This window comes from Streptomyces sp. NPDC006997 (assembly GCF_040635175.1).
Lineage (GTDB): Bacteria > Actinomycetota > Actinomycetes > Streptomycetales > Streptomycetaceae > Streptomyces.
In genome coordinates this window covers 93154-107144 of record NZ_JBEYHH010000019.1, presented here as the reverse complement: position 1 = coordinate 107144, position 13991 = coordinate 93154, and the positions used below count along the sequence as shown (strand labels likewise).

The 13991-nt window shown below is 72.5% G+C and carries 13 protein-coding genes; 6 read left to right on the top strand and 7 right to left on the bottom strand.

Annotated elements, in window-relative coordinates; genetic code table 11:
- The first annotated feature begins 120 nt into the window (after positions 1-120).
- The 3 genes from ABZ659_RS20460 to ABZ659_RS20450 all read left to right on the top strand — a co-directional run bounded on the left by ABZ659_RS20460 (position 121) and on the right by ABZ659_RS20450 (position 2615).
- Positions 121-972: a helix-turn-helix transcriptional regulator gene (locus ABZ659_RS20460; RefSeq protein ID WP_360221727.1), complete on the top strand. Its 852-nt coding sequence runs from the start codon at positions 121-123 to the stop codon at positions 970-972.
- On the top strand, positions 972-1154 hold the full coding sequence (locus tag ABZ659_RS20455) for a DUF397 domain-containing protein (protein WP_360221724.1): 183 nt from the start codon (positions 972-974) through the stop codon (positions 1152-1154). Before ABZ659_RS20460 ends, ABZ659_RS20455 begins: the two co-directional genes overlap by 1 nt.
- A gap of 258 nt (positions 1155-1412) precedes the next feature.
- Complete coding sequence (locus ABZ659_RS20450) at positions 1413-2615, top strand: cytochrome P450 (RefSeq protein ID WP_360221721.1); 1203 nt, start codon at positions 1413-1415, stop codon at positions 2613-2615.
- Here ABZ659_RS20450 and ABZ659_RS20445 read toward each other — a convergent pair.
- Genes ABZ659_RS20445 through ABZ659_RS20435 form a run of 3 tightly spaced genes read right to left on the bottom strand, consistent with a single transcriptional unit; the run spans position 2599 to position 5495 of the window.
- Positions 2599-2829 carry a hypothetical protein gene (locus tag ABZ659_RS20445; protein WP_360221718.1) on the bottom strand — a complete coding sequence of 77 codons (231 nt, stop codon included), beginning with the start codon at positions 2827-2829 and terminating at the stop codon, positions 2599-2601. The two genes, ABZ659_RS20450 and ABZ659_RS20445, sit on opposite strands and share 17 nt — an antisense overlap.
- Positions 2830-2883: 54 nt before the next feature.
- Positions 2884-4545, bottom strand: coding sequence for an ABC transporter permease (locus tag ABZ659_RS20440; protein ID WP_360221715.1), 1662 nt, complete (start codon positions 4543-4545; stop codon positions 2884-2886).
- Positions 4542-5495 (bottom strand): ABC transporter ATP-binding protein, encoded by a 954-nt coding sequence (locus ABZ659_RS20435; RefSeq protein ID WP_360221712.1) that lies wholly within the window; start codon positions 5493-5495, stop codon positions 4542-4544. Before ABZ659_RS20435 ends, ABZ659_RS20440 begins: the two co-directional genes overlap by 4 nt.
- Positions 5496-5599: 104 nt before the next feature.
- Between ABZ659_RS20435 and ABZ659_RS20430 the strand changes: the two genes are divergently transcribed.
- Positions 5600-6097: a MarR family transcriptional regulator gene (locus tag ABZ659_RS20430; protein WP_360221709.1), complete on the top strand. Its 498-nt coding sequence runs from the start codon at positions 5600-5602 to the stop codon at positions 6095-6097.
- A 139-nt stretch (positions 6098-6236) separates the two neighbouring features.
- Here the strand turns inward: ABZ659_RS20430 and ABZ659_RS20425 are convergent, their stop codons facing one another.
- Positions 6237-7142, bottom strand: coding sequence for a diacylglycerol kinase (locus tag ABZ659_RS20425; RefSeq protein WP_360221706.1), 906 nt, complete (start codon positions 7140-7142; stop codon positions 6237-6239).
- Between the two features lie 211 nt (positions 7143-7353).
- On the opposite strand from ABZ659_RS20425, the gene ABZ659_RS20420 reads away from it, so the two are divergent.
- Positions 7354-8637, top strand: coding sequence for an adenylosuccinate synthase (locus ABZ659_RS20420; RefSeq protein WP_360221703.1), 1284 nt, complete (start codon positions 7354-7356; stop codon positions 8635-8637).
- A gap of 173 nt (positions 8638-8810) precedes the next feature.
- Here ABZ659_RS20420 and ABZ659_RS20415 read toward each other — a convergent pair whose 3' ends face one another.
- The 3 genes from ABZ659_RS20415 to ABZ659_RS20405 all read right to left on the bottom strand — a co-directional run bounded on the left by ABZ659_RS20415 (position 8811) and on the right by ABZ659_RS20405 (position 11809).
- Positions 8811-9461: a hypothetical protein gene (locus ABZ659_RS20415; RefSeq protein ID WP_360221700.1), complete on the bottom strand. Its 651-nt coding sequence runs from the start codon at positions 9459-9461 to the stop codon at positions 8811-8813.
- Between the two features lie 151 nt (positions 9462-9612).
- A complete protein-coding gene (locus ABZ659_RS20410) occupies positions 9613-10317 on the bottom strand; it encodes a GntR family transcriptional regulator (RefSeq protein WP_360221921.1) in 705 nt (234 codons plus the stop codon).
- A 136-nt stretch (positions 10318-10453) separates the two neighbouring features.
- Complete coding sequence (locus ABZ659_RS20405; RefSeq protein WP_360221697.1) at positions 10454-11809, bottom strand: aspartate aminotransferase family protein; 1356 nt, start codon at positions 11807-11809, stop codon at positions 10454-10456.
- Between the two features lie 233 nt (positions 11810-12042).
- Here ABZ659_RS20405 and ABZ659_RS20400 point away from each other — a divergent pair, with 233 nt between their 5' ends.
- Positions 12043-13962: a serine/threonine-protein kinase gene (locus ABZ659_RS20400; protein ID WP_360221694.1), complete on the top strand. Its 1920-nt coding sequence runs from the start codon at positions 12043-12045 to the stop codon at positions 13960-13962.
- Positions 13963-13991 lie beyond the last annotated feature (29 nt).

The window sequence follows — 13991 nt, the reverse complement described above, 5'->3', positions numbered from 1 at the left end:
TGGTTGCGGGGGGTGGGCGGTACGTCACTGACGGTACGGCAATAATTATTGCCGTAGTAACCCGTTGGCGTAGTCTGACGCCCGAACGAGGTACGGCGAGAAGGAGATTGAGGGAAGCGGATGCCGCAGAGAAGCCACGCGACCGCGCGGCAGGTCCGTCTGGGTACCGAGCTACGACGCCTGCGCGAGGCGGCTGGTCTGAAGGCGCGCGAGGTGGCGGCGTTGCTGAATTCGACCTCGGCGCAGATGAGCCAGATAGAGCTGGGCTTCGCCGGTGTCAGCGAGGAGCGGGTACGACGGCTCGCGGCTCACTACGCGTGCACGGACGAGGCGTTGATCGACGCCCTCGCCGCGATGGCGAAGGACCGCACGCGGGGGTGGTGGGAGGAGTACCGGGGAGTGCTTCCGCCGGTGTTCCTGGACATGGCCGAGGTCGAGCACCATGCGACGTTCCTGCGCGAGGTCGTGATCACGCATGTGCCGGGGCTTCTCCAGACCGTCGACTATGCCCGGGCGGTGTACGCCTACATGGTGCCTGGTCTGCCCGCGAGCGAGCTGGACCCGAGAGTCGAGCACCGGATGAGGCGGCGCTGCGTGATCGAGGGTGACGATCCAACTCCTTACGAGACGATCGTTCACGAATGCGCCCTGCGCGTCCGTGTGACTGACCGCCGCGGCGCACTCGCCCAACTGCGCCAGATCCTGGAGCAGATCGAGCAAGGGCATGTGACCGTACGAGTCATTCCCTTCGACCGGGACGGTTTCGGCGGTATGGGGGCTTCCATGATGTTCGCAGGCGGCCCTGTGCCACGGCTGGACACCGGCCTGCGGGATTCACCCACCGGCACCGCGTTCATCGATGCGGAACCGCAACTGCATCAGCTCCGGATGCTCCTCCGTAGGGTGGAGGGAGCGTCCCTCGGACCCACGGCGTCCCGGGACATGATCCTCCGGTTGGCGAAGGAGCTGTGATGAACTGGCGGAAGTCCACCTACTCAGACGGGGGCGACGGCAACACCTGCGTCGAAATCGCGGAACTCCCTGATGGAATAGCCATCCGCGACTCGAAGACCCCCACCCGCGCCATCCTCACCTTCCCCGCGCCCTCCTTCTCCGCGTTCGTCAGCCACCTCAAGAAGCCCACAGACCAGTGACTGGTCCCTTTGGCTCACGTCCTGCCCAGCCCCCCCTTGGGGCCTCGTGAGCCAAAGAGGCCAATCACCGGCCCCCGGCGTGAATCCTTTTTCGGACCGCCCGCCTCTTGTACCCGTACCGGCCGCGTGTCACCAACGGCCGCCTGAAACGCACCTGCGCGGACGGCGCCTGCACCCTCACCAAGGCGGACCCGGGGGAGAGGACCTGAGGGGAGACGCCCCTGGCCAGCAACGGGAACCACCGGCTAACGTCCGTGCATGGCACCCTTCGACCCCTGGGACCCCGCGTTCGTCGCCGACCCCTACCCCGCCTACGCCGAGCTGCGGGGCCGGGGGCGGGTGGTGTACTTCGAGGCGACCGACCAGTGGCTGGTGCCGCGGCACGCCGACGTCTCGGCGCTGTTGCGGGAGCGGCGGCTCGGTCGGACGTACCGGCACCGGTTCACGCACGAGGAGTTCGGGCGGACCGCGCCGCCCCCCGAGCAGGAGCCGTTCCACACGCTCAACGACCACGGGATGCTGGACCTGGAGCCGCCGGACCACACCCGTATCCGGCGCCTGGTCTCGAAGGCGTTCACGCCGCGCACGGTGGAGCGGCTGAAGCCGTACGTCAGCCAGCTCGCCGGAGAGCTGGTGGACCGGCTCGTGGAGGCGGGCGGCGGCGATCTGCTCGCCGACGTCGCCGAGCCGCTGCCCGTCGCCGTCATCGCGGAGATGCTGGGGATCCCGGAGGCTGATCGGGCGCCGTTGCGGCCCTGGTCGGCCGACATCTGCGGGATGTACGAGCTGAACCCGTCCGAGGAGACGGCGGCGAGGGCCGTGCGCGCCTCCGTCGAGTTCACCGAGTACCTGCGGGAGATCATCGCCGTACGGCGGAAGGAACCCGGTGACGATCTCATCTCCGGGCTCATCGCCGCGCACGACGAAGGTGACCGGCTCACCGAGCAGGAGATGATCTCGACCTGTGTGCTGCTGCTGAACGCCGGGCACGAGGCGACCGTCAACGCCACCGTGAACGGGTGGTACGCCCTCTTCAGGCATCCCGGTCAGCTCGCCGCCCTGCGTGCCGACCACTCCCTCGTGCCGGGGGCCGTCGAGGAGCTGATGCGGTACGACACCCCGCTCCAGCTCTTCGAGCGGTGGGTGCTGGACGAGATCGAGATCGACGGGGTCACCATCCCGCGGGGGGCCGAGATCGCCATGCTCTTCGGGGCCGCCAACCACGATCCCGACGTGTTCCGGGAGCCGGAGACGCTCGACCTCGGCCGGGTGGACAACCCGCACATCTCCTTCAGCGCCGGGATTCACTACTGCATCGGCGCGCCCCTCGCCCGGATCGAGCTGGCCGCCTCCATGGCCGCCCTGCTCACCAGGGCGCCCGCTCTCACGCTCGCCGAGGAGCCGACCCGCAAGCCGAACTTCGTGATCCGGGGGCTGGAAGGGCTCAGCGTCTCCGTCTGAGGGCGAGGCGGCGGGTCAGGGCCCAGGCGGCGAGGGCCAGGGCGGTGCCGCCCAGGACGGCGAGCGGCAGTTCGGCGTAGAGGACGCTGTAGTCGGGGGACCGCTCGAAGCGGAAGAAGCGGGACCGGAAGTCCAGCGACCACAGCGCCAGGCCGGTGGCCGCGCCGACGACTCCGAGTAGACAGCCTCCCGCGGCCCGCGCACGTTCTCCCATACCCGGTAGGGACGTGCGGGGGCCGCGGAAGGTTCCCTAAAGCAACGGACCGTCCTACTTCGTCTCCAGGTCACGGCGTCGGAAGCCCGCCAGGCCCAGCCAGACCAGGCCCGCCGCGACCAGTGTCAGGAGGAGCATCGGCGTCCACGACATCTCCGCCGCGGGGAGCTGCGGGACGTGGCCGAAGGGGGAGATGTTGTTCATCCAGTCCGGGAACTGGAGGATCTGCCCGAGGTAGCCGACGACGAAGGCGTACACCGGGACCACCCACGCCACCGCGCTGGCCTGCGGGAACCAGCCGAAGAGGACCACTGCCACCCCGACGGTCACCCACAGCGCGGGCGCGTAGGCGACGGACGCGCCCACCAGCTCCCACAGCATCCCGGCGTCACCGAGGGACGCCGCGCCGGAGATGCCGAAGCCGAGCCCGGCGAGCAGCAGCACGAGCGTGCCGCCGCCCATCGCCACCGCCAGGTGGGCGCCGACCCAGCGGGTGCGGGACAGTCCCGTGGCCAGGAGCGGCTCGGCGCGGCCGGCGGTCTCCTCGGAGCGGGGCCGCAGCGCCGCCATGACGACGTACACCGCCGCCACCACCGTGATGACGACCATCACCATCGACGCGAACGACTCGGCGATGGTGGCGCCGCCGATGCGGTCCAGGGCCTCCTGGATCTGGTCGACGTCCTTCAGCATGTCGTCGGCGTCGCCGAGGATCGAGCCGTACATCGCGCCCATCAGGAACAGGCCGGCGCCGAAGCCGACCAGCATCCCGCGGTGCAGGCGCAGCGCGAAGCCGAGGGGGGTGGCGAGCGCGTCGGAGGCGACCGGGCTGCCCAGCTTCTCCGGGCGCAGTCCGGCGCCGACGTCCCGCCGGGTGGAGAGGGTGAACCCGGCCGCCGCGCAGCCCACGGCGAGCACCAGGCAGAGCAGCAGCGGCGCCCAGTCGTTGTCGACGTAGGGGTAGGTGCGCTGCACCCAGCCGATGGGGGAGAGCCAGGACAGCGCGCCGCTGGAGCCGCTGTCGCCCGCCGCGCGCAGCACGTACGCCACCCCGATGACCGCCAGCGCCATGCCGCTCGCGCCCCGGGCGTGCGCCGTGAACTGCACGGTGACCGCGGCGACGGCGGCGAAGACGATCCCCACGGCGGCGTGGCCGGCGCCGAACAGCAGCGACCCGGCGGCGTCGACGCTGTCGATGCCGAATCCGGGCAGGGCGACGGCGAACAGCAGCCCGAGGGCGAGGTTGGCGACGACGGCGACCGACAGGGCGGCGGCGAGGTGCGCGTGCCGTCCGACGACGGTGGAGCGCACCAGCTCGGCGCGGTTGGTCTCCTCCTCGGCGCGGGTGTGCCGGGTGATGACCAGGACGCTCATCAGGCCGACGAGGACGGCCGTGAAGCCGATCATCTGGTGGCCCAGCATGGAGCCGAAGGTGTAGTCGTCGAGGTAGTGGCGCGGGCCGGACAGGGCGAGCCCGGCGGGGCTGCCCATGGAGTCGGCGATGTTGGCGCGGTCCTCGGGCTCCGGGTAGAGGGACTTGAAGTTCTGGGCCGTCATCGCGGTGCCGAGGAACAGCGCGAGGATCCACACGGGCAGCCGGACGCGGTCCCGGCGCAGCGCGAAGCGGATCAGGATGCCGGTCCCGGCGAGGGCGTTGCCGCCGGTGACGGGGCGGGTGGGCGCCTCGGTGGTGGGAGTCGTGGTCGGGGCACTCATCGCGTGGCTCCGTCTGCGGACAGGTCGTCCGCGGGCGTCCCGCCGGGGCCGTGGCCGTTGGCGGCGAGTTCGTCGCCGTAGTGGCGCAGCATCAGCTCCTCCAGGGTCGGCGGGTGGCTGATCAGGCTGCGGATGCCGAACTCGGTGAGCTTGCGGACCGCGCCGTCGACCTCGGCGCCGTCGACGTCGAAGCGGACCCGGCCGTCGGTCGTCCGGAAGTTGTGCACGCCGGGCAGGGCGTCGAGCCCCTCGGCGGGCCGTACGGTCTCGGCCTCGATGGTGGTGCGGGTGAGGTGCCGCATCTCGCTGAGTGTGCCGGACTGCACGGCCTTGCCGAGCCGGATGATGCTCACCCGGTCGGCGAGCTTCTCGACCTGGGCCAGGATGTGGCTGGACAGCAGGACGGTCTTCCCGGCGGCCTTCGCCTCGACGATGACGTCCTGGAAGACGACTTCCATCAGCGGGTCGAGCCCCGCCGTGGGCTCGTCGAGCAGCAGCAGCTCGGCGTCGGAGGCGAGCGCGGCGACGATGGCGACCTTCTGCCGGTTGCCCTTGGAGTAGGCGCGGCCCTTCTTGGTCGGGTCCAGGTCGAAGCGCTCGATGAGGTCGGCCCGGCGCTGCTTGTTCAGGCCGCCGCGCAGCCGGGCGAGCAGGTCGATGGCCTCGCCGCCGGTGAGGTTGGGCCACAGTTCGACGTCGCCGGGGACGTAGGCGAGGCGGCGGTGCAGTTCGACCGCGTCCGCCCACGGGTCGTGGCCGAGTACCTGGGCGGCGCCGGAGTCGGCGCGCAGCAGACCCAGCAGGACCCGGATGGTGGTGGACTTCCCGGCGCCGTTGGGGCCGAGGAACCCGTGGACCTCGCCGGTCTCGACGTCCAGGTCGAGTCCGTCCAGCGCGTGTGTCCGTCCGAAGGACTTGTGGAGTCCGGAGACGGTGATGGCCTTGGTCATGGTCCGAACGTACCGCTCTCTTCACAAACTTGTGAAGTTAAGGAACCGTATAAATCGCCCGTACACTGAGGGACGGGCGTACGACCTGGGGAGATGATGCGGGCATGGCTGATGCGGAGGCCGTGGGCCGGGACGCTGAGTCGGTTTCCAGGTTCGTGGAGCACTTCGCGGCCCAGCTGGTGGAGGCCGGGGTGCCACGGATGCCCGCCCGGGTCTTCACGGCGCTGCTCGCCTCCGACACCGGCGTCCTGACCTCCGCCGAACTGGGCGAACAGCTCAAGGTCAGCCCCGCCGCGGTCTCCGGCGCGGTGCGCTACCTCGCCCAGGTCCACCTGGTCTCCCGGGAGCGCGAGCCGGGGTCACGGCGGGAGCGGTACCGGGTGCACAGCGACCAGTGGTACGAGTCCCTGACCAACCGCAGCGCGGTCATCAAGCGCTGGGAGGACACCATCCGCGACGGCGTCACCAGCCTCGGCCCCGGCAGCCCGGCCGGGCGCCGCCTCAGCGAGACGCTCGCGTTCTTCGAGTTCGTCGAGACGGAGGTCGAGGAGATGATGGCCCGCTGGCGCGCGCACCGGGAGACGCTCTTCGGCGACCGGTGAGGGCCCGCCGGCCGCCGAGCGGCGGGGTGACTCCGTCGGCCGCTGAGCGGCGGGGTGACTCCGTCGGCCGCTGAGCGGCGGGGTGACTCCGTCGGCCGCTGAGCGACGAGGTCACCCCGTCGGCCGCTGAGCGACCGGGTCACCCCGCCGTCACCGGCAGCATCAACCCCCACGCCCCCTCCCGCGCCGTCCACGTCCGGGTCCGTACCGGCCCCGACACCACCGCGTCCGCGCGGTAGCGGAAGTGCGCGCCCGACACGGTCACCGTCCGGCCCTCCGCGCGCAGCGGTGACGCCTCCGCGCCCACCGACGCCGGGCGGACCTCGACGGCCGCGACCCCCAGCGCGCCCGGCGTGAGGGAGACGCCCCGCACGGGCTCGTCCAGGTCGACCAGCGTCACCCCGTCGACCTCCACCCGCAGCCGCGCCGGACCCGGCTCGGGCGCGGCGCCGCGCGTCGGGCGGGCGGGGACGAGGGTGCGGACGAGGGACTGGCAGTGGCGCAGCCAGGGACGGGCCGCCATGCCGCCGGCGCCCGCGACCCCGGCCGTCGCGCTCCCCGCCAGCTCCTCTCCCCCCACCTCACCCGCGTGCTCCGGCCGCCGCGGACCCAGCGGCGGGATGCCCACCGTCCCGAGCACCACCCCGTCGCTGTCGTCCACCAGCAGGTCGAGACGCCGCTCGGCGCCGTCGAGCACCGCCCGCGCCGCCGCGACCGCCCCCGTCGGCACGCCCAGCGACCGGGCCAGCCCCAGCGCCCGGCCGACGGGCACCACGGACAGCGCGCACCCGGCCAGCTCCCGGTGCCGGTGCAGCAGGGTCACCGCCCGCAGCAGCGCCCGGTCGTCCCCGACGAGGACGGGCCGCCGGGACCCGCGCCGCCGTAGCGCGCGGGCGAATTCCTCCGGCCCCTCGGGCAGGCTCACCTTGGCGGTGGCACCCGCGCTGAGCACGTCCTTCGCGATCCGTACGGACTCGCCGTCGGCCCGTCGGGCGACCGGATCGATGAGCACCAGCAGCTGGTCGGGGGTCGCCACCTCGGTCATGCCTCGCTTCCTCGGGTAGCATCTTTGTGCAAGAGCCCCTATCGCGATTGCGCCAGGGGCTTCGTCTATTTCCGGGGCATCCGGGTCTGACGGGTGTACGGCCGACGACGGCCGTCGGTGGCCGACGAGGGTTGCCGGGGTACAGGGCGCGTTCCAGTGCCGTGTACGCCCCCGACCTTGGACATGCCCCGCCCGGAAGGGGTGTACGCGCGTGCCCGCACTTGTGCTGCTCGGTGCTCAGTGGGGTGACGAAGGCAAGGGAAAGGCCACCGACCTGCTCGGTGGCTCGGTGGACTACGTGGTGCGTTACCAGGGCGGTAACAACGCCGGCCACACGGTGGTCGTGGGTGATCAGAAGTACGCCCTCCACCTCCTCCCTTCCGGAATTCTCTCCCCCGGCTGCACGCCGGTCATCGGCAACGGTGTCGTCGTCGATCCGTCGGTCCTGCTCTCCGAGCTGAGCGGACTGAACGACCGCGGCGTCGACACCTCCAAACTCCTCCTCAGCGGCAACGCGCACATCATCACGCCGTACAACGTCACCGTCGACAAGGTGACGGAGCGCTTCCTCGGCAAGCGGAAGATCGGCACGACCGGGCGCGGCATCGGACCGACGTACTCGGACAAGATCAACCGCGTCGGCATCCGTGTGCAGGACCTGTACGACGAGTCGATCCTCACCCAGAAGGTCGAGGCGGCCCTCGACGTCAAGAACCAACTGCTCACCAAGCTCTACAACCGCCGCGCGATCGCCGTGGAGCAGGTCGTGGAGGAGCTGCTGGGCTACGCGGAGCAGCTGCGCCCGTACGTCGCCGACACGGTGCTGGTCCTCAACCAGGCCCTGGAGGACGACAAGGTCGTGCTGTTCGAGGGCGGGCAGGGCACCCTGCTCGACATCGACCACGGCACGTACCCCTTCGTCACCTCCTCCAACCCGACCGCGGGCGGCGCCTGCACGGGCACCGGGGTCGGGCCGACGAAGATCAGCCGGGTCATCGGCATCCTGAAGGCGTACACGACCCGCGTCGGCGCGGGCCCGTTCCCGACGGAGCTGTTCGACGAGGACGGCGAGGCGCTGCGCCGGATCGGCGGCGAGCGGGGCGTGACGACCGGCCGGGACCGCCGCTGCGGCTGGTTCGACGCGGTCATCGCCCGCTACGCGACCCGCGTGAACGGCCTGACCGACTTCTTCCTCACCAAGCTCGACGTCCTCACCGGCTGGGAGCGGATCCCGGTCTGTGTCGCGTACGAGATCGACGGCAGGCGCGTCGAGGAGCTGCCGTACTCGCAGTCGGACTTCCACCACGCCAAGCCGGTCTACGAGACCCTGCCGGGCTGGTCGGAGGACATCACCGGCGCGAAGTCCTTCGCCGACCTGCCGAAGAACGCGCAGGCGTACGTGAAGGCCCTGGAGGAGATGTCCGGCGCCCCGGTCTCCGCGATCGGCGTGGGCCCGGGCCGGGACGAGACGATCGAGATCAACTCGTTCCTGTAGGCCTCGCGGTGCCAGGGGACGGTGGCCCCGGTCGGCTGTGTCAGCGGCCGGGGCCCGCCCGTGCGCGGGCGGCACTCCCCGCCCGCCCTGCGGCGTCCGCGGCACTCCCCGCCCGCCCTGCGGCGTCCGCGGCACTCCCCGCCCGCCCTGCGGCGTCCGCGGCATGGTCCTGGTCAGCTGAAGACGATCATCGAGCCCTGGGCCAGGCTGCGGGTCGCCGCCGCGTGCAGGCCCAGCCAGACGTGCCGTTCGCGGGCGAAGGGGCTGGGGTCGTGGGGCGCGGGTACGGCGGGTTCCTCCAGCGCGGTGGGCGCCTGCGGGGCCTCGGGGGCCGCCGGGGGGTTGGCCGGGTCGATGCCGATCGACGGGGCGACCAGCTCCAGCTCCCGCAGCAGGGCCTGCGAGGAGCCCAACGGGCCGCCGCCCGCGAGGAGTTCGTCGCTGGACAGCGGGTGCGGGAAGTCGACGGGAACGTAGGCGCCCGCGTGGTCGTAGTGCCAGACGAGGTGGGACTGCTGCGCCGTCGCCTCGAACATCTCCAGCAGCTGCTCGTAGTCACCGCCGAGCGCGTCCACCGGGGTCACCGGCAGTCCGCACACCTGCAACAGGTAGGCGCGGCGCAGGAAGTGCAGCGCGTCGTAGTCGAACCCGGCGACCGGGGCGACGTCGCCCGAGAGCCCCGGCATGTACGGGTAGACCGGCACCGGTGGCAGTCCGGCTTCCGCCAGGACCTTGTTGTATTGCGCGAGTTCCTCGGCGAACGGGTTGTCAGGCGTGTGGCACAACACGTCGACGAGCGGTACCAGCCACAGGTCACAGGCCAAAAGAGGCTCCTCGCGAAGGCAGAGCGCGCGGTACGCGCGTCCAGGCGCGCCGCACGGTGGTCAGGGAAGGGTAGTCGGTACGGCACGGGGTCGGGTCCCCTCGTGCAGGTCCCATACCCGCACCGCACCACCCCACGACTGGAAACGCCCCTCAGCCGTTCGCCAGTTCCTCGATGAGGGAGAGCGCGTGCGCGTTGCACTCGGCGATGACCACGCGGGCCCGTTCCATGTCGCGCCCCACCAGCGCGTCGACGAGTTCGGTGTGCTCGGCCCACAGCCGCCCGCGCAGATCGGTCAGCCGCCGCAGCCGCTGCACGGTGCACACCCAGGACTGCACCCGCAGCCGGTGCAGGAAGTCCACGAGGTACGTGTTGCCGAACAGGGCGCTCAACTCACGCCAGAAGCGCAGGTCGTAGCCGATCAGCACGGTCAGGTCCCCGGAGCGCGCCGCCCGCTGCGCCTCCTCGCCGCGCCGCCGCACACCCGCGAGCGCGGCGGCCGTACGCGGGTCCCCGGGCTCCTGCTCGACGGCGCCCTGCCCGCGGCCGAGCGCGTGGAACATCCCGTCGATGACCAGGCTGCGGGCCTCGACGAGACAGCGGAAGTCGGCGACGGAGTACTCGCGGACGTGGAAGCCGCGGTGCTGGTCCGCCTCCAGGAGTCCCTGCGCGGACAGGTCGACGAGCGCCTCCCGCACCGGCGTGGCCGAGACGCCGTACTGCTCGGCGATCTCCTTGACCGTGAACTCCTGCCCCGGCTGGAGCCGCCCGGCCAGCACCTCGTCCCGTAGCGCGTCCGCGATCTGCTGGCGCAGGGTGCTGCGGGTCACGGCGCCGTTGCCGGGGGTGCCGGGCATGGTGGGGTGTCTCCCCTCGTCGCGCGCGATGGCGCGCTCGATCGGTTCGTGCAGGTCTTCGAGCACGCCACCTTACGCGTTCACGACGACGACGGGTTTGCCCGTTACCGACGTATTGCTCCCTGTGGTCGCGGTCTCACTCCGTGTACTCGTCGGCCACCGAGAGCGCCGAGTCCAGCGCCGCGAGGCCCTCCTTCAGCTCGGCCTCGGTGACGTTGCACGGCGGGACGACATGGGTGCGGTTCATGTTCACGAACGGCCAGATCCCGCCCGCCCTGGCCGCCGCGGTGAACGCCGCCATCGGGGCGTTCGCCTCACCGGCCGCGTTGTACGGCACCAGCGGCTCCCGGGTCTCCCGGTTCCGCACCAGCTCCAGCGCCCAGAACATGCCGGTGCCGCGCACGTCCCCGACGCTCGGGTGCCGGGCGGCCAGCTCGCGCAGCGCCGGTCCGAGGACGTCGGCGCCGAGCCGGGCCGCGTTCTCCACGACGCCCTCCTCCGCCATCACGTTGATCGTCGCGACGGCGGCGGCGCAGGCCAGCGGGTGCCCGGAGTACGTCAGCCCGCCCGGGTACGGCCGCCGGGCGAACGTCTCCGCGACCGCGCCGGAGATCGCGACGCCGCCGAGCGGGACGTAGCCGGAGTTCACGCCCTTGGCGAAGGTCATCAGGTCGGGCGTGACGTCGTACAGGTCGGCCGCGAACCACTCACCGGTCCGCCCGAACCCGGCCATCACCTCGTCGAGCACGAGGACGATGCCGTACGTGTCGCAGATCTCCCGCACCCCGGCGAGGTAGCCCGGCGGCGGCACCATGATCCCCGCCGTTCCCGGGATCGTCTCCAGGATGACCGCGGCGACGGTCTGCGGCCCCTCGAAGGCGATCGTCGTCTCCAGGTGCTCCAGCGCCCGCGCGCACTCCTGCTCCTCCGTCTCGGCGTAGAAACGGGAGCGGTAGAGGAACGGCGCCCAGAAGTGCACGACGCCCGCGGTGCCGCTGTCGTTGGCCCAGCGGCGCGGGTCGCCGGTGACGTTGATCGCCTGCTGGGTGCCGCCGTGGTACGAGCGGTACGCGGAGAGCACCTTGGGGCGGCCGGTGTGCAGCCGGGCCATGCGCAGGGCGTGCTCGACGGCGTCCGCGCCGCCGTTGGTGAAGAAGACCTTGTCCAGGTCGCCGGGGGTGCGCTCGGCGATCAGCCGGGCCGCCTCCGACCGCGCCTCGATCGCGAAGGCGGGCGCGAAGGTCGTCATCCGCGCGGCCTGCTCCTGGATCGCGGCGACGACCTTCGGGTGCTGGTAGCCGATGTTGGTGTAGACGAGCCCGCTGGTGAAGTCGAGGTAGCGGTTGCCGTCGTAGTCCCAGAAGCGGGAGCCCTCCGCGCCCGCGACGGCGAGCGGGTCGATGAGTTCCTGCGCGGACCAGGAGTGGAACACGTGCGCGCGGTCCGCGGCCTTCACTGCGGCGCCGACCTCGGGCGCTGGCTGAGGGGTCATGCGGGCGAGGGTAGGTGTCCGCGCTACGGAAGCGGTATCGGCGTCCTGTTGGGCGGGGCGGGGGTTTTCGCGACAGGTTGTCGACGGGGGGTACGGGGGCGGGGCGGGTCGCGCGCGGAGGATCCGCTCACGCCGGCCGTTACGGAACCGTGCGGGCACCGGGGCCGATCCCCCGCACGGCCGCATTATTCTCACGTCAGGCGGGGGTGTACGCAGGGGGAGGGCGGTGCGGCATGGAGAAGCTGGGGCCCGGGGAGCCGGAGCGGATCGGGGCCTACCGGTTGCTGGCGCGGCTCGGCGCCGGGGGCATGGGGCAGGTCTACCTGGCCCGTTCCGACCGGGGGCGCACGGTCGCCGTGAAGCTGGTCCGGCGTGAACTGGCCGCGCAGGAGGAGTTCAGGGCCCGCTTCCGGCGGGAGGTGCGGGCCGCGCGGCGGGTCGGCGGCGCCTGGACCGCGCCCGTCCTGGACGCCGACACCGAGGCCGCCGTGCCCTGGGTCGCCACCGGCTACGTCGCCGGGCCCAGCCTGGAGCAGGTCGTCAGCCGGGACCACGGGCCGCTGCCCGAGCGGTCGGTACGGATCCTCGCGGCCGGGCTCGCCCAGGCGCTGACCGACATCCACGCCGCCGGGATCGTCCACCGCGACCTCAAGCCGTCCAACGTGCTCATCACCATCGACGGTCCCCGCGTCATCGACTTCGGGATCGCGCGGGCCCTGGAGACGGTCACCGACGGCGGCCTCACCCGAACCGGCGCGCTGGTCGGCTCGCCCGGCTTCATGGCGCCGGAACAGGTGCGCGGCGACCGCCTCACCCCGGCCTGCGACGTCTTCTGCCTCGGCTCGGTCCTGGCCTACGCCGTGACCGGCCTGCTTCCCTTCGGCGGCGCCGACAGCGGCGTGCACGCGCTGATGTTCCGCATCGCCCAGGGGGACCCCGACCTCGGCACGGTCCCCGGGGGCCTGCTCGAACTGGTCGAGGACTGCCTGCGCAAGGATCCCGCCGCCCGCCCCTCCCTCGCCGAGATCCTGGAACGCACCGGCGCCGAGGACACCCTCGCCGACGGCCGCTCCCGGGAACCCTGGCTGCCGGGCGCCCTCGTCGCCCAGCTGGGCCGCCACGCGGTACGGCTGCTGGAGACGGAGGCACCGGAGGGGCGGGGCGGCTCCGGCGGGCCGGGAGGGCCTGCGGGCGTCAGTGGTCCAGCCGGACCGGGCGGTCCGGAGGGGTGGGGCGCGTACCGTGGCGGCGGCCCGGTGCCGTCCCCCGAGCACGCCCCCACCGCCGACGAGGGCGCCGCGCCCGACCGGCCCGGCGACAGCACCCCCACCGACCGGCTCCCCACGATCGTCGTCGGCCCGGGCGCCACGGCCGCGCCGCCGCCCCCGCCCGCCCGGCAGCCCGCGGCGTACGGCCACCCGCACCCCGCGGCCTACGGCTACCCGCACGCCCCCCAGCACGCCTACGGCTCCACTCCGCCGTACGGCCAGCACCCGCCGTACGGCCAGACGACGCCGTACAGCCCGCCGCCCCCCGGCCCCACGGTCACCGCGCCCTACGGTCCCCCGGAAGAGCCGCCGCGCCGCAGCCGCCGTACCACCGCGCTGCTCGTCGCGGTCGCGCTGGTGGTGGCGCTGGCGGCCGGGGGATCGGTGTATGCGCTGATGAGCCGGGGTGACGACCAGGCCACCGCGACGGCGGACACCACGCAGTCGGCCACCACCGACCCGACCCCGACGCGGACCTCCCCGCCCCCCTCCGACTCCGCCTCCCCATCCGCCGCCGCCGACGACGAGGGCGCGGTCCCCACCGCCTACCTCGGCACCTGGACGGCGACGATCGACAACGAGGCCGGGGCACACCCCCGCCGACTCACGCTCGGCCAGGGCGAGGTCGGTGACACCGTGCTGAGCCTGGTCGCGGACGGCCCCATGGAGGGCGGCGGCAGCTACCACTGCGTGTTCGAGGCGGCCCTGACCGAGGCCCCGGACGACGACGGCCCGCTGAGCGTCGGCCCCTCCACGGTGACCGTCGGCGAACCGGCCACCGCGTGCAGCCCGGGTGAGGCCACCGAGGTCACGCTGCTCCCGGACGGCGGCCTGGAGCGGGTGAACACGAGCACGGGGGAGCGGCTGACGTACCGCAAGCGGTGACCGGTCGGAACGCCCGGCCCGGGCCTCAC